Annotated in this window: 20 protein-coding genes; 7 read left to right on the top strand and 13 right to left on the bottom strand. The window is 41.5% G+C overall.

The window, feature by feature from the left end; all coding sequences use genetic code 11:
• Nucleotides 1-37: 37 nt before the first annotated feature.
• The 9 genes from BACINT_RS10545 to atpD all read right to left on the bottom strand — a co-directional run bounded on the left by BACINT_RS10545 (nt 38) and on the right by atpD (nt 7,479).
• Nucleotides 38-925 carry a F0F1 ATP synthase subunit gamma gene (locus tag BACINT_RS10545; protein WP_007662868.1) on the bottom strand — a complete coding sequence of 296 codons (888 nt, stop codon included), beginning with the start codon at nt 923-925 and terminating at the stop codon, nt 38-40.
• A 90-nt stretch (nt 926-1,015) separates the two neighbouring features.
• On the bottom strand, nt 1,016-2,602 hold the full coding sequence (atpA, locus tag BACINT_RS10550; protein WP_007662869.1) for a F0F1 ATP synthase subunit alpha: 1,587 nt from the start codon (nt 2,600-2,602) through the stop codon (nt 1,016-1,018).
• Nucleotides 2,603-2,629: 27 nt separating this feature from the next.
• Nucleotides 2,630-3,190, bottom strand: a complete 561-nt coding sequence (locus tag BACINT_RS10555; protein WP_007662870.1) for a F0F1 ATP synthase subunit delta — start codon at nt 3,188-3,190, stop codon at nt 2,630-2,632.
• A gap of 77 nt (nt 3,191-3,267) precedes the next feature.
• On the bottom strand, nt 3,268-3,774 hold the full coding sequence (gene atpF / locus BACINT_RS10560) for a F0F1 ATP synthase subunit B (RefSeq protein ID WP_007213987.1): 507 nt from the start codon (nt 3,772-3,774) through the stop codon (nt 3,268-3,270).
• An 18-nt stretch (nt 3,775-3,792) separates the two neighbouring features.
• A complete protein-coding gene (gene atpE, locus BACINT_RS10565; protein ID WP_007662871.1) occupies nt 3,793-4,050 on the bottom strand; it encodes an ATP synthase F0 subunit C in 258 nt (85 codons plus the stop codon).
• A 27-nt stretch (nt 4,051-4,077) separates the two neighbouring features.
• Complete coding sequence (atpB, locus tag BACINT_RS10570) at nt 4,078-5,229, bottom strand: F0F1 ATP synthase subunit A (RefSeq protein WP_007662872.1); 1,152 nt, start codon at nt 5,227-5,229, stop codon at nt 4,078-4,080.
• Nucleotides 5,213-5,638 (bottom strand): hypothetical protein, encoded by a 426-nt coding sequence (locus tag BACINT_RS10575; protein ID WP_007662874.1) that lies wholly within the window; start codon nt 5,636-5,638, stop codon nt 5,213-5,215. Before BACINT_RS10575 ends, atpB begins: the two co-directional genes overlap by 17 nt.
• A 50-nt stretch (nt 5,639-5,688) precedes the next feature.
• The gene (gene atpC / locus BACINT_RS10580) at nt 5,689-5,934 is read right to left on the bottom strand and encodes an ATP synthase F1 subunit epsilon (protein ID WP_007662876.1); all 246 of its coding nucleotides are present in this window, start codon (nt 5,932-5,934) and stop codon (nt 5,689-5,691) included.
• A 24-nt stretch (nt 5,935-5,958) separates the two neighbouring features.
• Nucleotides 5,959-7,479 carry a F0F1 ATP synthase subunit beta gene (gene atpD / locus BACINT_RS10585; RefSeq protein WP_007662878.1) on the bottom strand — a complete coding sequence of 507 codons (1,521 nt, stop codon included), beginning with the start codon at nt 7,477-7,479 and terminating at the stop codon, nt 5,959-5,961.
• Between the two features lie 379 nt (nt 7,480-7,858).
• Between atpD and BACINT_RS10590 the strand changes: the two genes are divergently transcribed.
• Nucleotides 7,859-8,803 carry a Dyp-type peroxidase gene (locus tag BACINT_RS10590; RefSeq protein WP_044154995.1) on the top strand — a complete coding sequence of 315 codons (945 nt, stop codon included), beginning with the start codon at nt 7,859-7,861 and terminating at the stop codon, nt 8,801-8,803.
• A gap of 298 nt (nt 8,804-9,101) precedes the next feature.
• Here the strand turns inward: BACINT_RS10590 and BACINT_RS10595 are convergent, their stop codons facing one another.
• Together BACINT_RS10595 and BACINT_RS10600 are read right to left on the bottom strand one after the other, a co-directional pair.
• A complete protein-coding gene (locus BACINT_RS10595; protein ID WP_007662882.1) occupies nt 9,102-9,560 on the bottom strand; it encodes a GNAT family N-acetyltransferase in 459 nt (152 codons plus the stop codon).
• A gap of 5 nt (nt 9,561-9,565) precedes the next feature.
• On the bottom strand, nt 9,566-11,032 hold the full coding sequence (locus tag BACINT_RS10600; protein WP_007662884.1) for a RimK family protein: 1,467 nt from the start codon (nt 11,030-11,032) through the stop codon (nt 9,566-9,568).
• 146 nt (nt 11,033-11,178) lie between these two features.
• Between BACINT_RS10600 and BACINT_RS10605 the strand changes: the two genes are divergently transcribed.
• The 3 genes from BACINT_RS10605 (at nt 11,179) to rpiA (ending at nt 12,627) form a co-directional block, all read left to right on the top strand.
• Nucleotides 11,179-11,664: a PepSY-like domain-containing protein gene (locus BACINT_RS10605; RefSeq protein ID WP_007662886.1), complete on the top strand. Its 486-nt coding sequence runs from the start codon at nt 11,179-11,181 to the stop codon at nt 11,662-11,664.
• Between the two features lie 80 nt (nt 11,665-11,744).
• The gene (locus tag BACINT_RS24360) at nt 11,745-11,915 is read left to right on the top strand and encodes a hypothetical protein (RefSeq protein ID WP_007662887.1); all 171 of its coding nucleotides are present in this window, start codon (nt 11,745-11,747) and stop codon (nt 11,913-11,915) included.
• Nucleotides 11,916-11,925: 10 nt separating this feature from the next.
• A complete protein-coding gene (rpiA, locus tag BACINT_RS10610; protein ID WP_007662889.1) occupies nt 11,926-12,627 on the top strand; it encodes a ribose 5-phosphate isomerase A in 702 nt (233 codons plus the stop codon).
• A 58-nt stretch (nt 12,628-12,685) separates the two neighbouring features.
• Here the strand turns inward: rpiA and purT are convergent, their stop codons facing one another.
• Nucleotides 12,686-13,852, bottom strand: a complete 1,167-nt coding sequence (purT, locus tag BACINT_RS10615) for a formate-dependent phosphoribosylglycinamide formyltransferase (protein ID WP_007662891.1) — start codon at nt 13,850-13,852, stop codon at nt 12,686-12,688.
• 331 nt (nt 13,853-14,183) lie between these two features.
• On the opposite strand from purT, the gene BACINT_RS10620 reads away from it, so the two are divergent.
• The 3 genes from BACINT_RS10620 to BACINT_RS10630 all read left to right on the top strand — a co-directional run bounded on the left by BACINT_RS10620 (nt 14,184) and on the right by BACINT_RS10630 (nt 17,518).
• Entirely contained in the window at nt 14,184-14,633 is a 450-nt protein-coding gene (locus BACINT_RS10620; RefSeq protein ID WP_007662897.1) for a cold-shock protein, read from the top strand.
• A 22-nt stretch (nt 14,634-14,655) separates the two neighbouring features.
• Nucleotides 14,656-15,042, top strand: coding sequence for an RNA recognition motif domain-containing protein (locus BACINT_RS10625; protein ID WP_007662898.1), 387 nt, complete (start codon nt 14,656-14,658; stop codon nt 15,040-15,042).
• 106 nt (nt 15,043-15,148) lie between these two features.
• The gene (locus tag BACINT_RS10630) at nt 15,149-17,518 is read left to right on the top strand and encodes a TonB-dependent receptor (protein ID WP_232288758.1); all 2,370 of its coding nucleotides are present in this window, start codon (nt 15,149-15,151) and stop codon (nt 17,516-17,518) included.
• 116 nt (nt 17,519-17,634) lie between these two features.
• Here BACINT_RS10630 and BACINT_RS10635 read toward each other — a convergent pair whose 3' ends face one another.
• Nucleotides 17,635-19,152, bottom strand: coding sequence for a DUF4301 family protein (locus tag BACINT_RS10635; protein WP_007662902.1), 1,518 nt, complete (start codon nt 19,150-19,152; stop codon nt 17,635-17,637).
• Between the last annotated feature and the right edge of the window lie 66 nt (nt 19,153-19,218).

The raw sequence follows: 19,218 nt of genomic DNA on the forward strand, positions 1-19,218 counted from the left end.
GGCACTCGTAGCTTGTAGCTTGTAACCCGTAGCTTTCTTACTTGAGACTTCCCGCGATTATATCCAATAATTCGTTTGTAATCGCTTGCTGTCTGCTTTTATTATATTGCTTCGTCAAATCTTGTATCAGTTCATTCGCATTATCTGTTGCAGTCTGCATAGCAAGTGTACGGGCAGCATGTTCAGAGGCATTGGAATCTTGAAGTACAGTAAAAAGCTTCTGGCTCAACACCTTTGGCAGCAAATCTGCAATAAGTTGTCCGACAGATGGCTCCACTATATAATCATTCTGAAAACCGCGTTTTCCCGATCCTTCTGTTGCAGCAGTTGCTTCCACCTTACTTAAATCAATAGGAAGATATTCCTCACGCGTTAATATCTGTGCCCCCATCGACTTGAAGTGATGGTAGATCAGCTCTACACGGTCGATTTGTTTTTCTACAAACTCTTGCATCAACAATCCAGCAAGTTCATATGCTTGCACATAGGATGGTTTCTCTGCCATTCCCTGATAATTTCCTCGCGATGTATAGCCTAACTTCTTAGTAGCTTGTTCCACCTTCTTTCCTATAGGATATATCAGGATGTTCTCCTTACCAAGTGATTTGTATTCTTCCAGCGTTTCTCCAAGCTTCTTTACCACATTCGCATTGAAAGCTCCGCACAGCGAACTGTTGGATGAGAAAACCACGACCGCTACCCGCGTTACAGGACGCACTTCGGTATAAGGCGACTCGAACGTGGCATCTGTAGACAAGAAGTTTGTCAGAATTTCATTCAGTTTCTGTTGATAAGGCAGCATATTCTCAATCCGCGATTGTGCTTTGTGCAACTTTGCGGATGCCACCATCTTCATCGCCGATGTAATCTGACGCGTACTCTTGACGGAGTTTATTCTGTTTTTTACTTCTTTTAAAGAACCCATAGCATCTTTTTTAGTGGTAAGTGATTAATGATTAGTGATAAGCGGCACATGAGCGCATACCACTAATCACTTGTCACTAAACGTTAATCACTAATCCAAATATTGTTTCGACATGAGATCCGCAGTTTCCTCTATCTTCTTACAAACATCATCATCAATGACACCACTCTTTAGTACATCGAGTACATCCGCACGATGATTCATTTCAAGTGCTTCCAAAAAACTACGTTCAAAATCAGTCACCTTATCTAACGGAACATTACGCAACAGTCCATGAGTACCACAATAAAGAATGGCAATCTGCTTCTCTACCGGCATCGGACTATATTGCGGTTGAACCAACAAACGGGTATTCTTTTGTCCCTTATCAATGGTCAGTGCTGTAACAGGATCCATATCGCCACTGAACTTTGTAAATGCTTCCAGTTCACGATATTGCGCCTGGTCTATCTTTAATGTACCGGCCACTTTCTTCATCGCCTTAATCTGAGCATTACCACCCACACGACTCACGGAAATACCTACGTTAATAGCCGGACGGTTACCTTGGTTAAACAAATCAGTATCAAGGAATATCTGTCCGTCGGTGATAGAAATCACATTCGTCGGAATATAGGCAGATACGTCTCCTGCCTGCGTTTCGATGATAGGCAATGCAGTCAGTGATCCGCCACCTTTCACTTTACCTTTCAGGCTTTCCGGCAAATCATTCATTTCACGTGCCACTTCTTCCTGATTAATAATACGCGCAGCACGCTCCAGCAAACGGGAGTGCAGATAGAAGATATCACCCGGATACGCTTCACGTCCTGATGGACGGCGTAAAATCAGTGATACTTCACGATAAGCTACGGCCTGCTTAGAAAGATCATCATAAACTACCAATGCATGACGACCGGTATCACGGAAATATTCACCAATGGCAGCACCTGCAAACGGAGCATAATACTGCAACGCAGCCGGATCACCTGCCGTAGCAGCAACAACAATCGTATAATCCATTGCGCCATATTCACGCAATGTGTTTACAATGGTAGCGACCGTAGAAGCTTTCTGACCAATAGCTACATAGATACAATACACAGGGTTTCCTGCCTCATAATTGGCGCGTTGATTGATGATCGTATCGATAGCAATAGCCGTCTTTCCCGTCTGACGGTCACCGATGATCAACTCACGTTGTCCGCGACCGATAGGTATCATGGCATCCACGGCTTTCAATCCGGTTTGCAACGGCTGGTTTACAGGCTGACGAAAGATAACCCCCGGTGCTTTACGTTCCAAAGGCATCTCACATAGTTCTCCACCAATGAGTCCTTTACCATCCAGTGGTGCTCCCAGCGGATCTATAACACGCCCCAGCATACCCTCTCCCGCCATAATGGAAGCAATTCGCTTGGTACGCTTTACGACGTAGCCTTCTTTGATTTTATCTGTAGAGCCCAGTAAAACAGCACCTACGTTGTCCTCTTCCAGATTCATCACAATCGCCTTGATACCGTTATCGAACTCCAACAGTTCGTTTGCTTCGGCATTGCGCAGTCCATAGATACGTGCCACACCGTCACTGACTTGCAGCACCGTACCGATTTCATCCAACTGCACACGGGTATCGATTCCCTCTAACTGGTGACGGAGAATATCGGAGACTTCGCTTACTTTTATATTTTCAGACATGTTTCTTTAGTGATTAATGATTAGTGCTTATACAATTCTTCTGTTCTTATCAATGAACTGTTGTTTCACTCTCTTAAGTTGCGTGGCAATGCTGGCATCCAGGCGGAAATCGTTAATATCAAATATGAAACCTCCTTCAATAGAAGGATCAACTTCAGTTTGCAACTCCATCTGTGCATGTAGCAGAGCAGAAGCACTATTCCGAATGCGTTCCCAGACATCCCGGCTCACAGATACGGCGGTAATCAGTTTTCCTACGCCAATATGCTTCAACTTCCTGTATAGGTCGAGATAAGTCAGACAGATGTACTGCAAATAGTACTCCCGCCGATTTCTCAGCACAAGGGTGATAAAGCGGGAAAATTCCCGGCTCACTTCTCCATTGCCTACAGCAGCGGTGCAAATCAGAGCAAACTTCTCCTTGATTTTCAAAATGGGATTATCCAACGCCTCACGTAAATCAGGATGCTTACGAAAGCTCCGTTCCAGCATACGCAATTCATGATATACGCGGTCTTCTGCCCCCGTATCTTTCGCGTATTCTATCAACGCTTTGGCATATCGCATCGAAACAATTCCTATATCCATTTCCTTTAATTATTAGTGATCAGCGATTCATAATCAGCATTACGCTAATCACTCATCGCCAATCGCTTTATCGCTACTTAATTGCTTCTTGAGGCTGCCAGCACTTCGTCCAGCATCCGGTCTATCATCTCCATTTGTTCGTGCTCTTCATCCAGATTCTTACGGATTACTTTCTCCGCAATATCTACAGAAAGCACGGCAACCTGGCGACGAATATCACGTATTGCCTCTTCTTTTTCTTGCTGTATCTGCTTCTTCACATCGTCCAGCTCTTTCTGCGCGGCAACTTCCGCCTGCTTGCGTGCTTCGACGATAATCTTGTCACGCTCGTGCATCGCCTCCCGCAGAATGCGCCCTTGCTCCTTATTGGCAGCAGCAACCAATGCTTCACTCTCAGCTTTCAGCCTTTGAAGTTGCGCATTAGCTTCTTTTGCCACTTCCAGCGATTGGTCAATGTAGGTTCTACGACCTTCTACCATTTTGGTAATGACAGGAAAGCCATACTTCGCCAACACCACGAACACCACGCCGAATGACAAAAGCATCCAGAACAGCAGACCACTATCGGGTAATAACAATGACATAATTTATCTATATTTTAATTATAAGAAGAACACTAACAGACACACAACTACCGCCAACAGGGCAACGCCTTCAATCAATGCAGCGGCAATAATCATGTTCATACGAATGTCTCCTGATGCTTCCGGCTGGCGGGCAATAGCCTCCATAGCTGAACCACCAATTTTACCAATACCTAAACCTGCGCCAATAACGGCAAGTCCGGCGCCAAGTGCTGCACCTAATTTACTAATTCCGGCTGCAGCTGCAGTAGCTTGCAATAATACAGATAGTAACATAATTCTTAATTTTTAAATGGTTTATTATTAATTGTTGTTTTCTTTCACTTTAACTTCTTTATGTTCTTCCTGAGCCAATCCGATAAATACGGCAGACAACATAGTGAATACATATGCCTGGATAAATGCTACCAGCAACTCCAACGCATTCATAAAGATGTTGAACAGCACAGAGGCTACGGTCAGCGTACCATTTAATGCAGGACCCATGCTGGCAGAAATAAAGATGAGGCACGTCAATACCAGCATTGCCATGTGCCCGGCCAACATATTGGCAAAAAGACGGATCATCAAAGCAAATGGCTTGGTAAAGATACCGAAGAATTCAATAAAAGGCATCATCGGCACAGGTACTTTCAACCACCAGGGCACATCCGGCCAGAAGATATCTTTCCAATAAGTTTTCGTTCCAAACAGGTTGACGGCAACAAATGTAAAGAGTGCCAGCACCATCGTAATAGCGATATTACCCGTCACATTGGCTCCACCCGGAAAGATGGGAATCAGCCCCATGATATTATTTATAAAAATGAAGAAGAACGCTGTCAGCAGGTAAGGCGCAAACTTTCGATATTTCGGCCCTACACAACTCTTGATGATATCGTCGTTCACCATCATAATAAACATCTCCATAAAGCCGATGAAGCCACCCGGAGCCGCACTGCCTTGCGGATGTTTTCGATACCACTGAGCAACAGCTAAAATAATAATCAGCAGCAATACACTGTTAATCAGCAATGACAACGTCACTTTGGTGATCGAAATATCCCAAGGACGTATTTCATTTCCAGCTGCGTCATATTCCACTACTTTACCTTCGTATTTACTACCTGCCGGAGCTATAGAGAATCCCTCGTAAGAACCTTCATTCTCTTCCAAACGAGAAGAGAGAAAAGCATGCCAGCCAGTCTGCGAACTATATACGATAATAGGCAACGGAATAGTAACATGCGTCTTTCCCCATGTAGTGATATGCCATTCGTAAGCATCGCCAATATGTCCGAAGACGATTTCTTTCACATCTACCGTATTTTCTTTCTGTTCGGCAGAAGTGACATCATCCCGTTTGGCTATGCTGTCAAGCTCCGCTTCAACACCCTGTGCCGCAACGGGCAGAGTGGTGAACAGCATTCCCAGCATCAGGAGTATTCCAGTCAATAGATTACGCATTTGTTTCATTTTTCTTTTCTTTTTTCTGTTTCTTTCCTACTTCATAAGTAAAGAAGAACCACGTCTCATATATCAAATAGACTATGTAATAAAGGATGAATGTCAACAGAAATAACTTGGCTTCTTCACGTACTGCAAAGCAATACACCACCAAGAGTATCACGGAGAGCAACATTTTCATCACTTTCATCGCCATGTAAAGCAGCAACATCTTCTGCGGGGCATGTTTACGACACGCGTCGAACATAGATATTTCAAAAAAACCGAACAAGAAGAAATACACCGGAATAAAAGGGTATCCTCCGAAATAGTGTCCAGGTAATAGATAATGTAAAATCCCTGCGCCCACCCATCCTGCTATTAACGTTAACAGGGTGATCTGGTATAAGAAATTGCGTTTTGTCAAGCTGATACTCATAGTACTAAATTAAAAATTAGAAATAAAAGATAATTCCGGAAAAGGAAACATTAGTCAACACAGGCGGAAACCACTCCACCGCTTAACTCAACGAACCCACCTTCGATATCAAGAGTCTGTTCTTCGCCCCCTTCCGGTACATATATCACCTTTCCTTCACGAAGTGAGGACACGATGGGTGCATGTTGCGGAAGAATGGTAAACGTTCCTATCGTTCCAGGCAGCGTTACACTTTCAATCTCTCCATTATATATTTCCTTTTCAGGAGACACTATGTTCAAATACAACTTCTTCATAGCCTCTTTCCCTTCTTCTAATTTTTAACCATTTACTTGTTCCAATAACTTCTTGCCTTTCTCTATTGCTTCTTCAATCGTACCAACATTCAGGAAAGCAGGTTCGGGCAGATAGTCCACCTCACCATCCAAAATCATCTTAAAGCCTTTGATGGTATCTTCTATTGGCACCATCGTTCCCGGTACACCGGTAAACTGTTCGGCAACTGCAAACGGTTGCGACAAGAAACGTTGTACACGGCGTGCACGATTCACTAATGTACGGTCGGCATCCGAAAGCTCTTCCATACCAAGAATAGAAATAATATCCTGTAGTTCCTTGTTACGCTGCAAGATTTGTTTCACCCGTTGTGCCACTTCATAATGCTCTTCTCCTACAACATGCGGGTCAAGGATACGTGAAGTGGATTCCAAAGGATCCACAGCAGGGTAAATACCCAACTCAGTAATCTTACGACTCAATACCGTCGTGGCATCCAAGTGTGTAAAGGTAGTAGCAGGCGCCGGGTCGGTCAAGTCATCAGCAGGTACATATACAGCCTGCACGGAAGTGATAGAACCATTGCGGGTAGAAGTGATGCGTTCTTGCATCGCACCCATTTCAGTAGCCAACGTTGGTTGGTAACCTACAGCCGAAGGCATACGTCCCAGCAAAGCAGATACTTCGGAACCAGCTTGTGTAAAACGGAAAATATTATCTATAAAGAACAATATATCACGCGAGCCACCGGTTTCAGCACCCTGGTCGCGGAAAGACTCAGCTACTGTCAGTCCGGATAATGCCACAGATTGACGTGCACCGGGAGGTTCGTTCATCTGACCGAATATTAAAGAAACCTGTGATTTCTCCACTTCATTGTAATCCACTTTAGACAAGTCCCAGTTTCCTTCTTCCATACTTTTCTTGAACTCCTCACCATAACGGATCACACCGGATTCAATCATTTCACGCAAGAGGTCGTTACCTTCACGGGTACGCTCTCCTACTCCTGCAAACACAGAAAAACCATGTTGTTTCTTGGCAATGTTATTGATGAGTTCCTGGATCAGTACTGTTTTGCCTACACCAGCTCCACCGAACAAACCGATCTTGCCACCCTTGCTATAAGGTTCCAGCAAGTCGATAACCTTGATACCTGTATAGAGCACCTCTTGTACGGTAGTCAAATCTTCAAACTTAGGAGGATCACGGTGTATGGGATAAGCACCGGCACGGTCTAGCTCTTTCATACCGTCGATGGAATCACCCACTACATTCATTAACCGACCTTTAATCTGGTCGCCCACCGGCATAGTAATAGGACCGCCTGTGGGATGCACTTTCATACCCCTCTGCAAGCCGTCTGTACTATCCATGGCTACGGTTCTCACCGTGTTCTCGCCGATGTGTTGCTGCACTTCTACGATTAATGTTTTTCCATTTGATCTTTTTATCTCCAGTGCGTCATGGATACTTGGAAGCATCAATTCGGCATCCGTACCCTCAAAATAGACGTCTACTACCGGTCCGATGACCTGAGAGATATGTCCGATAATTTGTGACATAAGCAATCTTTTTATATAATTTCTCTTTTTCTAAACTCTTCGAGTCGCGTTCTTGTCATTCCGCTGCTATGAGCTTAACACCTATTGAATAGTTTTTGTTCAAAGCTTCAAATCTTAATTCTAACGGGATAGTTACATAAGCAACTTTGCAAATGTAAACACAAAAACTTTCAGATTGTACTCTATGAAAACGTTTTTTCTATAAATTATACCCTTTTGAACTATTATTACTACAATCAGAACAAAAAAGCGACATCCATTTAACGTTGCTTAAACATTCACCAACAGATACAAAGAAGGAATTCTGTTATTTTTGTATGAACAAAACAACATTTAGCAAGTTATCTTTTGAAGTATAAATTTAATGAAAGGAAAAAGCATGAATTCACATCAAAATCCATTCGCAGGAAACACCCCACAGGATGTAACTGAAAGACAAGGCGAAAATGCCATTTTCATTGTTTACAAATTAAATCAATCTCCTGATTCCGTTGAGAAAGTAAAAGATGTATGTGCCAATTTCTCGGCATTAATACGTAGTATGCGTAACCGTTTCCCCGATGCACAGTTCAGTAGCACGATAAGCTTTGGTGCAGACGTATGGGACCGTATTTTCCCAGGCAAAGGTAGGCCCAAAGAACTGGAAGTTTTTAAGGAAATCAAGGGAAGTAAACAAATAGCAGTATCTACCCCTGGTGATATATTGTTTCATATCCGCGCTAAGCAAATGGGGTTATGTTACGAGTTTGCCTCTATTATTGATGAAAAGCTGAAAGGCGCTGTTGAAGCTATTGATGAAACTCATGGTTTTAGATATATGGATGGCAAAGCAATCATTGGGTTCGTAGATGGAACAGAATCTCCGGCTGTAGACGAAAATCCTTATCACTTTGCCGTAGTTGGTGAAGAAGATCCTGATTTTGCCGGTGGAAGTTATGTATTTGTGCAGAAATATATTCATGACATGGATGCCTGGAATGCCCTTTCGGTAGAAGAACAGGAAAAAGTGATAGGCCGACGTAAATTCAATGATGTAGAGTTATCAGATGAAGAAAAGCCGGCTAATGCTCACAATGCAGTTGCTAATATTGGTGATGATCTTAAAATAGTACGTGCCAATATGCCATTTGCAAATACAGCAAAAAGAGAATATGGAACCTATTTTATAGGTTATGCAAGCACATTCAGTACTACGCGTCAGATGCTGGAAAGTATGTTTATTGGAAATCCGGTAGGTAACACCGATCGTTTATTGGATTTCAGTACTGCAATTACAGGAACTCTGTTCTTTGCACCGTCCTATGATTTTCTTGGAGAAGAGTAGTAACAAGAAGACATAAAAAAAGGCTATCTATCCCAGACAGCCAATCTTTTGTTAACCTTAAATCTAATACTATGAAAAACACATTGCAAAGGTACGGCTTTTCTTGATTTCTCCAAATTTCAGAGTCATTTCACTGCATTTTACAACAAGGTTTAATAGTTGCATCCACCTTGTTAACAGTTTGCCAAGAAAAAGACGGAAATAACGCTATATTTTAAACAGGAATTAAGAATAATACAAAACAGAGAGGCTTTGACCTCTCTGTTTGTTTACAAAATAGTTGGTATAAGAAAAAAAACTACTCAGTTACAGGTCTCTGCATACAATATGCAGAAGACCCGTCATGGTAATAGTTATCCTTTACAGAAGTACATTTAAATCCATTTTTTTCATATAAATAAATGGCAGGAAAATTAGAAACATTCACTTCTAAAATTATCTTCTTCAAGCTTTCTTTTAGAGCAATAACTATTATCTGATCTATTAATAATTGCCCCACTCTTCTGCCGCGAAAATCAGGATGAATAGCTATCGAGTAGATACGCAAACTACAGGCACGTTGATTTATCAATGCACTAAAATATCCCCCTACCCTTTGCTGATATTCTGCCACATAAAAGTATCCTTTTGCTTGGGAAATAAGATAAGCAAATTGCCGTTTTGAAAAACTATCCAAATCAAAACATATCTGTTCTATTTCCATAATCGACGGAATATCATTAATTACCGCCGGACGGAGTATAAATCTCGGTTCCATACAGATTAGAAACGTCTGATATCCAGTATACGCCAGAAGTTATTCAACAACCGGTAGTAAAGTTCATCTCCCAGAATCGCATCTTCCAATCCATGGTCAATGCTGGGATTATCATTAATCTCAATAACAATAGCACGGTCATTTACCATTTTCAAGTCTACTCCATACAATCCCTTCCCAATAAAAGAAGCTGCACGCAACGCTGTATCCAGAACCTTACGCGGCACTTGATAAATAGGAATCGTCTCTACCAGTCCGCAACGGCTTCGTCCGGAAGCATAGTGACAATAGATTTGCCAATGTCCTTTAGCCATATAGTATTTACATGCATACAAAGGTTCCCCGTTCAAAATACCGATACGCCAATCGAAATCTGTCGGAGTGAACTCTTGGGCCAACAGAATGGACGATTTATCAAACAAGACTTTCAGAGCTTCATCCAGTTCTTCTTTATTATTCACCTTCTTCATTCCAATGGAGAAAGAACCATCCGGAATTTTCAAAATAAAAGGACTACCAAGCTGTTCAGTAATCTCCTCATAGGAATTGACGTTCGATTTAAACAGCAGCATGGAGAGTGGCGCTGGAATCTTTTCTTTTTCAAATAATTCTTTTAAATAAACCTTATTAGTACAGCGGATAATAGATTGCGGATCATCAATAACAGCCAGTCCGTTTTGTGTAGCCAATTGAGAAAGACGGAATGTATAATGATTCAATGAAGTCGTGGTACGAATAAATAAGGCATCAAATTCCATCAGCCGTGTAGCGTCTTCTTCTGTCAGTAGTTCGGCATGGATATCCATTTTTTTAGCCAACTCAAGTAACTTGTGAAGTGCTTTTTTATCACTTGGAGGGAATTTTTCATTCGGGTCATAGAGTATAGCCAAATTATACCGTGCAGATTTTGAAGCCTGAGGGTTACGCCATACCTTTCTGTTAAACAAGTCCAAGGCATTGGCAAAATAATCTTCTTCCTCATTATTCAATGAACTTAATGGTAAGAACTGAATATTTTCTATCTGGTTTTTATGCCGCGTATTCAGCGTAACTCGCAATAAAGGGGCCGGATAGTTTTCAAAGATGAAGCGGGCAATACGCTCCAACCCTTTCTCTTTACACGTACCGAAGTATACATTCAAATACCAAAGATCATCAGTTATATCATTTTTCTGAATCCACTGGTAACAGAGTTTCTGAAGACTGCTATCCATACGGATACCTGTACCTGCTTCCACCTTATTAATAATATCAACTCCGGGAATGACTTTATGCCCCCTCGTCTGGGCTAATAGTGAGCAATAATAGCCTTCGGAGTTATAGCTATAATCATTACTCAGGTTAATTACCAACTTACGATCCTTTCCTGATGATTTATACTTCAGGTAGTCGGATACGGTTAAAATGCTGTTTGTTTTGGAATATGGCTTCCAATCATCCAAGCTGTCTACAAGGATCAATACATTATTCATTTTGTCTCTTTAAAAAAGTGCCCGAAAGTAGTGAATTAAATAATACGTGATATCACAGACTCAATAATTATTTTATAGAGTCAAAAAGTTACAAACAAAAGCTTCTTCAGGTTGTTTCTATTAGCAACTAAAAACAGTCCCTGATTATGAAAAAGTTTAAATTCAATTTATTGGCAGGCTTGTTATTGCTGATATCTGCATCCGTATGTGCACAAAATGCTCCGGAAAAAGTACAAGAAGCTTTCAAAAAGATGTATCCAAAAGTGACCACCGTGGAATGGGAGCATAAAGGTGATTACCACATTGTCGGATTTGTTTCAGATAGTCATGATATGAACGTCTGGTTTGGTAACAATGCCCGATGGATAATGACAGAGACAAATGTAGAAAGCCTGGAAGAAGTCCCTGCTCCCATAGCTAAAGCATTCATGCAGACAGAGACACCTCCCATACAAATCAGATATATAAAGATTATTACCTTTCCTAAAATGCCTACCGTAGTAATCATTGATATAGAAGAATATAATTCTAACAGAGAAATTCAGCTTTTCTATGCTCCTGACGGTAAACTACTACAGAGTCTTGATGTATCCGGTGGTGATGGAGAAATCTATCCCGAATTATTTGGGTAATATAAAATTCTTACCAAATAGAAAACAATTGCACAAAACAGTGTGTTATCTATTAAAATAACTATAAAAAAGCATGACTTATGAATAGACGTTCACAGCTGGAGCATGAAGTATCATTAGCTCAAAAACATATCAAAGAAGCTCCCAAAGATACGCCGGCAAACATCAGAAAAATTTGGGAACAAGAGTTAGTTGAACTCGAAGTTGAGTTGAACAATCTGACTGACGACGAGGAAGACAATAACGATTAACGCTCTAACTATGAAATGGGATAATCAACTGATAAATCATTTGCAATGGTCGAATGCAATTATCAATCGTGAAGGAAAAGAAATCGTAGCGCGGGAAATTGCTGCAATGGCGGAAGAAGGTGATGTGATTGGGGCTGGTTCCGGCTCTACTGTCTACCTTACATTATTTGCATTAGCGGAACGTATTCGCAAAGAATCTCTGCACATAGAGGTTATCCCTGCCTCTGCTGAAATTTCCATGACCTGCATACAACTGGGTATACCACAAACTACTCTTTGGAATAAACGTCCGGACTGGGCTTTTGATGGTGCTGATGAAGTAGATCCGGAACGGAGTCTGATAAAAGGACGTGGTGGAGCCATGTTCAAAGAAAAACTTCTGATAAAAAGTAGTGGTAAGAATTTCATTATTATTGACGACACAAAACTGGTTGATCATTTGGGGAGCCGCTTTCCAATACCTGTAGAAGTCTTCCCAAGCGCATTGACTTTTGTAGAGAGTGAGATGCGGCGATTAGGAGCTTCTGAAATAACACTGCGTCTTGCCGATGGAAAAGATGGACCTGTTCTGACTGAAAATGGTAATTTTATTCTTGATACCCGCTTCAGTTACATTGATCCTTCTTTGGAAGAAAATCTAAAAATGATTACCGGAGTAATTGAAAGCGGACTTTTTATCGGATATGATGTTGAAATAGTAGTTGCAAAATAAGACAACAGTTGTCGCAAAGAATGTGACAACTGTTGTCTTATTATATAGAAAGTAAATCTTAATATACCTCTACTTTTTCAGCAATACGTTTTGCCTTGTCCCGTAATGCATCCAAATCTGAATTCAGCGGTGCATAACACAACACTACTCCCATACGACGGTTAACACGTGTTGTCGGCTTACCAAAAATACGAATATAGGTATCTTCTTCCTTTGTTACCTCCTCAACACCTCTATAATTCGGACGTTCCTGGCTGGCAATTGTTGAGAGAACAACAGCACTGGCTCCTATCCTTTCCTGTTTGATATTTGGAATGGGCAGGCCCAGTACTGCACGCAAATGAAGTTCAAACTCATTCAGGTTTTGTGTACCGGCTAAAGTCACCATGCCCGTATCATGTGGACGCGGAGAAAGTTCCGAGAAATACACCCCATTTTCATGACTCAAGAAAAATTCAACTCCCCAAAGACCGGCACCCGTCAGAGCGCGTGTTACTTTTTCAGCCATTTCCTGTGCTTCTTTCAAGTGAGCAGGATCAATGTGAGCCGGCTGGAAACTTTCGCGATAGTCTCCTCCTTTCTGTACATGACCGATAGGAGGACAAAATAATGTAGGGCCATTCTTCTGCGTTACAGTAAGCAGAGTTATTTCGCTATCAAACTTTATAAATTCTTCAATAATAAGTTCCTTTATATCACCACGACTACCGTTGCAACCATATTCCCAGGCATGTTCCAGTTCATCCGCACTCTTCACAAGAGACTGTCCTTTTCCTGAAGAAGACATCAATGGTTTCACCACACAAGGAAAACCTATTTTCTCAGAAGCAGCTTTCAACTCATCGAAAGATTTGGCATAAAAATATTTAGCAGTTTTCAAGCCCAATTCCTGGGCAGCAAGATCACGGATAGCCTTGCGATTCATAGTAAAATTCACAGCACGCGCACTGGGTACTACCTGAATACCTTCTTTTTCAAAACCATAAAGACGCTCTGTGCGGATGGCCTCAATTTCCGGTACAATAATATCCGGCTGATGTTTGCGTACTACACGTTCCAAAGCATCGCCGTCAAGCATACTGAACACCTCACACTCATCAGCCACTTGCATGGCAGGCGCTCCGGCATAGGAATCGCAGGCAATGATATATTGGCCTTTGCGTTGGGCAGAAATAACGAACTCCTTACCCAGTTCACCGGAACCTAACAATAAAATTTTCTTCATTTTTGCTATGTGTTTATATTAAGAAGCACAAATGTACATAAAAAAATAAGTAGCTACAGCTTTAAATAATTGAAAAAACAAATGGATAGCTCATTTTTATCTGTATCTTTGTACCATAAACAATAGGGTTTATTCTGAAATCTTCTTTGTGCATGTTTGCCTTTGCGGGATTCCGCAAATTATTCCATTCCAAATTTGACCTCACAATCAGCTCCTTTGTTCATTATACGATTCAATTGTTGTATGCTAGTCCTGAATGATTGCATGCTACCATTAGTCAGAAAAACTAAGTGCAGTGTTTTTAAACTGCATAATATATAATAATTTTAGAATGGCAGTAAAAAGAGTAACATCAAGTAAAAGAGACAGAGAAAAAGCGAAACAGAGTAAGCGAGAAGAAAAACAGAAAAGAAAAGAAGAACGCTTGAGCAGTGGTAGCCGTAGCTTCGAAGAGATGCTGGCATACGTAGACGAAAACGGTATTCTTCATTCTACACCCGAAGGTGTAAAGCCTAAAGAGGAAATAGATGCTTCTGAAATAGAAATATCAATTCCTAAAAAAGGCGAAGCAGAAGAAATTCTGCCTTTAAACGGACGCATTGAACATTTTAATGTATCCAGAGGTTATGGTTTTATAAAAGATTTAGGAAGTGGTGAAAAATATTTTTTCCATATTACTTCTGCTCCTGAAGGTATAACAGAAGGAGACAACGTTACATTTGAAATTGAACGCGGTACGCGAGGTATGAACGCCGTGCGGATCTCAATCATTAATAAATAACAATTTTAACTTACAAAAAGAAATGAACATTTATGTTGCAAACTTAAGCTGGAACACAAACAGTGACAGCTTACAGGAATTATTTTCACAGTATGGCGAAGTAACTTCAGCCTACATTATTAACGACAGAGAGACGGGACGTTCACGCGGTTTCGGCTTCGTAGAAATGCCGAATGATGAAGAAGGTCAGAAGGCTATTGACACTCTTAACGAAACAGAATTTGAAGGCAAGAATATCGCAGTAAGCGTAGCTCGCCCCAGAACAGAAAGACCCGCAGGCGGCAACCGTGGTGGTGGTTACGGCGGCGGTAACCGTGGTGGCGGTTACGGCGGTGGCAACCGTGGCGGTGGTTACGGCGGCGGCAATCGTGGTGGTGGCTATGGCGGCGACCGCGGTGGAAGATATTAATCTTACAGCTAAACAACAAATGAGAACTGTTCGGAATAATTTCCGGACAGTTTTTTTATACCCCCATTCCATCTATTATATATCAATAATATCTATATTTGCATATATGACAACAAGCAAACATATTATACTGATTATACTGACACTTTCACTGCTACTGTGCAATGTGTGCATCTACGCTGCTACAGTCAACTACTCCGTGCGCGGAAAAGTCATTGATAAACAATCCCGGCAACCGGTAGCATACGCCAATGTAGTGGTTACAGGTATCCCAGGAAAAGGAGCATCCACAGATTCACTGGGTATATTCCATATAGAACAAGTACCACCTGGGATTTATCGTTTCGAAGCAACGCTGATAGGATATAAAAGTGCTGTAACTTCCGAGTATCTGGTTTCTGCCTCTACACCTTTCATTGAGATTGAGATGGAAGAAGATGAAAATATGCTGGCTGCAATTGTGGTTACCCCCTCTCCTTTCAGGAAAACGGTGGAGAGTCCGGTAAGTATGCGTATTATTGGGCTACAAGAGATAGAAAAAAGTCCGGGTGGAAACCGGGATATTTCGCGAATTGTGCGGGCATATCCAGGTGTATCGTTCTCACCTATCGGATACAGAAACGATTTGATTGTACGGGGTGGATCACCTTCGGAAAATCGTTTCTATATGGATGGAATAGAAATCCCGAATATCAATCACTTTGCTACACAAGGAGCATCAGGTGGCCCGGTTAGCATCGTTAATGCAGATTTGATACGGGAAATCAGTTTCTATACCGGAGCATTTCCTGCGGATCGTTCCGGAGCAATGAGTTCTGTATTAGATTTCCGTTTGAGAGATGGTAATCCGGATAAACAGACTTATAAAGCAACCTTGGGAGCTTCCGAAGTATCCTTCAGTGGTAACGGACACCTGAGTGATAAAACGACGTACCTGTTCTCTATCCGACAATCGTATCTGCAATTATTATTCAAGGCATTGGGCCTACCTTTCCTGCCTAATTTCATTGACGGGCAATTCAAACTAAAGACAAAATTATCAGCACATGATGAACTGACTGTACTGGGTCTGGTAGGAATTGATAAAATGAAACTGAACACGGACGAGAAAGGAGAAGATGCGGAATATATATTAAGTTATCTCCCTACCATTCATCAGGAAACATTCACCATAGGAGCATCTTATCGCCATTATGCAGGAAAACACGTACAGACACTCACGCTAAGTCATAATTATCTGAATAACCGTAATGTGAAATATCTGAATAACGATGATTCTTCCGAAGATAATCTAACCCTCCGTCTGCGATCTGTAGAGCAAAAGACTACCTTTCGTTTCGAAAATCGAACAAGACTGGGGCAATGGACTTTGAAAGAAGGTGCCGAAGTAAATTATTCTAATTATACCAACCGCACCAAACAACGGATACTCAGTTCCAGTTCTATTTACCATACTGATTTGAACATATTCAGCTGGGGCGGTTTCTTCTCCACAGACTATATCAGCACGAATAAACGGTTCTCCGCATCAGCAGGTATCCGGACAGATGGCAATAATTACAATCAGGAAATGAAAGAGTTATGGAAGCAACTTTCTCCCCGTTTTTCATTATCCTATGATCTTACCAAGCAATGGGCATTAAGTGGAAGTGCAGGTTTGTATTATCAACTCCCTCCATATACAGCTTTAGGATTTAAAGACAATGACGGCATCTATATAAATAAGAACCTTAAATACATGCAGGTTATAGAAACCAGTCTTGGGCTTGACTGGCATTTGGAAGACAGGTTGATGATCTCGGCGGAAGGATTCTTCAAACGATATGGGCGCATGCCCCTTTCCGTACGGGATAATATCCCATTGGCATGTAAAGGAGATGATTATGGTACTGTAGGTAACGAAGTACTGATTCCTACAGAGCGTGGACGAGCTTATGGCATAGAAACCATGTTGCGTTGGCAAGTACCGGGACAATTTAATTTTGTATCTTCACTCACGTTATTTCGTAGTGAATTCCGTGATATCCCCTCTGCGTGGGATAATCGTTTTATCCTCAACGTCAGTGGCACCTACAATCTGCCTCGCCGTTGGAGCATTGGAGGCAAACTCAGTTATATCGGTGGTGCTCCTTATACTCCTTATGATGAAGATAAGTCTTCATTGGTTGAAGCATGGAATGCGCAAGGACGTCCCTATTATGATTATTCAAAGTATAATACGGAACGACTTCCCAACTTTGCCCAATTCGATGTTCGTATAGATAAGTCTTTCTATTTCCATCGTTGCATGGTAGGCTTTTACATTGATATACAGAATATAACAGGAAGCAAACTGAAACAGCAGGATGTGATTATGAGTACAGGAGTTATTGAAAATCCTTCTGCTCCCATTGGAGAACAAAGATATAAAATGAAGTATTTAAAACAGGAAAGTGGAACAGTTTTACCGTCAATCGGACTTACGGTGGAGTTCTAATAAAAAAAAACACTTATAGCTGCGTTGCCCCTCACTTATATAAGCATAAGCTTGCGCTTATATAAGTGAGGGGCAACGCAGCTATAAGCGTCGACCTACGCAGCCGCAAGTATCATTTATTGATGTTGATCTCTCAGCAAATCATTCACCGTCTTCACCGGATTGAATGTACCTAGAGGCACCTCTACAAATACTGTATTCCAGTCACTCATTGCACCGTTCCACAAACCGGGAAGTTCCAGTGCTTTAAGATCCTTACCATTCTTCGATTTGTAAGAAATAAAACCGGTAGCTTTATCTACGAAGTTTACAAGGTCAAACTTACGGCCTTTATAATCACGTACGGCACAAACCAGATCTACAGGATTGAAGTGCGTTCCTTTCTCAAACATTTCTTTTTTCTCCGGATCATCCATATCAATTTGAGAGCTTTCAAGAATTTGCAAAGAAATAGTTCCGTCACTGTTATATGCCAGGAACGGACCACCACCCGGTTCGCCTACATTCTTCACCATACCGCATACACGCATCGGACGGTTCAACTTCTCTTTCAGATAAAGTACAAGTTCGGCATCTTCCAGATTCTTGGTTTCAGGGTTCTTACAGAAGAGTTTCTTTTGCAGGAATTGCAGTATTTCAATCACCTGTTCATGAGTATATCTGCCACTGTCCAAAAGTTCCAGATAAGCAAATGCCTTTTGTTGCAAAGCAACCAATACTCCGGCAATCAACTTTTTGTAGAGCACAGTATCACCTTTCAGCTTATCGGGCACCACATTATCGATATTCTTAATAAAGATCACATCTGCATCCAGGTCATTCAAATTTTCGATCAATGCACCATGGCCGCCCGGACGGAACAGCAACTTACCATTATCACGGAAAGGTTGATTATCCATATCGGCAGCAATTGTATCCGTACTCGGTTTCTGCTCAGAGAAAGTTACATTATAATCTACTCCGTATTTCTTTGCATAAACAGCCGCTTTATCTGCTACCAATGCTTCAAACAAACGGCGGTGTTCGGGAGAAACTGTAAAATGCACATTTACTTTACCATTCTTATTAGCTGCATAGAGCGCACCCTCTACAAGATGTTCTTCCAGCGGTGTACGGTTACCGTCTTCATATCTGTGGAATTTCAGCAGACCTTTCGGCAATGCACCGTAATTCAATCCTGCTGCTTCAAGCAGTGCAGCAACTACGGCTTTATAGTTTCCTTCAGACACCAACGCAGAAATATCTTTTCCAGACATCTTCTCACAGGCAGCATTCAAATCATCATAGAAAGCGAATTTTTCAATCTGTTCAAAGAATGTCTTTTCAAATTTAGTTTCGGGGGCATCATAATCAGCTCCGAGAAATTCGAACAAATTCTTGAACATACGGCTCGCTGCACCTGATGCAGGAACAAACTTCACTACAACCTTATCTGTCCGGGTATAAGCGTCCCATGCATCGAGATAGAGCTTTTGCTCATCTGCTGCAGGAGCCAGAATTCCTTTTTCCAGAGAAGCGGCAGCAGCCAGCTTCAAATATGGAAAACCTTTCTCGAAACAAGCCAGTTGTTCGGCTATCTGTTCTTCTGAGATACCTTTTTGCATAAGCAACTCTTTGTCTTGCGGTGTTATCATATTATCTATTTTTATTAATTGATTGCCAAAAATACAAAAAAACTGCAAGCCCTATCAAGAAAAAGA

Origin of the sequence: Bacteroides intestinalis DSM 17393 (assembly GCF_000172175.1) — a bacterium.
In the GTDB taxonomy this organism is placed as follows: domain Bacteria; phylum Bacteroidota; class Bacteroidia; order Bacteroidales; family Bacteroidaceae; genus Bacteroides; species Bacteroides intestinalis.

Coding starts and splice junctions, on each gene's coding strand:
- rpiA (WP_007662889.1), top strand. CDS start 11,926: ATGAAATGGGATAATCAACTGATAAATCATTTGCAATGGTCGAATGCA.
- BACINT_RS10620 (WP_007662897.1), top strand. CDS start 14,184: ATGGCAGTAAAAAGAGTAACATCAAGTAAAAGAGACAGAGAAAAAGCG.
- atpA (WP_007662869.1), bottom strand. CDS start 2,602: ATGTCTGAAAATATAAAAGTAAGCGAAGTCTCCGATATTCTCCGTCAC.
- atpD (WP_007662878.1), bottom strand. CDS start 7,479: ATGTCACAAATTATCGGACATATCTCTCAGGTCATCGGACCGGTAGTA.
- BACINT_RS10605 (WP_007662886.1), top strand. CDS start 11,179: ATGAAAAAGTTTAAATTCAATTTATTGGCAGGCTTGTTATTGCTGATA.
- purT (WP_007662891.1), bottom strand. CDS start 13,852: ATGAAGAAAATTTTATTGTTAGGTTCCGGTGAACTGGGTAAGGAGTTC.
- atpC (WP_007662876.1), bottom strand. CDS start 5,934: ATGAAGAAGTTGTATTTGAACATAGTGTCTCCTGAAAAGGAAATATAT.
- BACINT_RS10575 (WP_007662874.1), bottom strand. CDS start 5,638: ATGAGTATCAGCTTGACAAAACGCAATTTCTTATACCAGATCACCCTG.
- BACINT_RS24360 (WP_007662887.1), top strand. CDS start 11,745: ATGAATAGACGTTCACAGCTGGAGCATGAAGTATCATTAGCTCAAAAA.
- BACINT_RS10625 (WP_007662898.1), top strand. CDS start 14,656: ATGAACATTTATGTTGCAAACTTAAGCTGGAACACAAACAGTGACAGC.
- atpF (WP_007213987.1), bottom strand. CDS start 3,774: ATGTCATTGTTATTACCCGATAGTGGTCTGCTGTTCTGGATGCTTTTG.
- BACINT_RS10555 (WP_007662870.1), bottom strand. CDS start 3,190: ATGGATATAGGAATTGTTTCGATGCGATATGCCAAAGCGTTGATAGAA.
- atpB (WP_007662872.1), bottom strand. CDS start 5,229: ATGAAACAAATGCGTAATCTATTGACTGGAATACTCCTGATGCTGGGA.
- BACINT_RS10630 (WP_232288758.1), top strand. CDS start 15,149: ATGACAACAAGCAAACATATTATACTGATTATACTGACACTTTCACTG.
- atpE (WP_007662871.1), bottom strand. CDS start 4,050: ATGTTACTATCTGTATTATTGCAAGCTACTGCAGCTGCAGCCGGAATT.
- BACINT_RS10600 (WP_007662884.1), bottom strand. CDS start 11,032: ATGAATAATGTATTGATCCTTGTAGACAGCTTGGATGATTGGAAGCCA.
- BACINT_RS10590 (WP_044154995.1), top strand. CDS start 7,859: ATGAATTCACATCAAAATCCATTCGCAGGAAACACCCCACAGGATGTA.
- BACINT_RS10595 (WP_007662882.1), bottom strand. CDS start 9,560: ATGGAACCGAGATTTATACTCCGTCCGGCGGTAATTAATGATATTCCG.
- BACINT_RS10635 (WP_007662902.1), bottom strand. CDS start 19,152: ATGATAACACCGCAAGACAAAGAGTTGCTTATGCAAAAAGGTATCTCA.
- BACINT_RS10545 (WP_007662868.1), bottom strand. CDS start 925: ATGGGTTCTTTAAAAGAAGTAAAAAACAGAATAAACTCCGTCAAGAGT.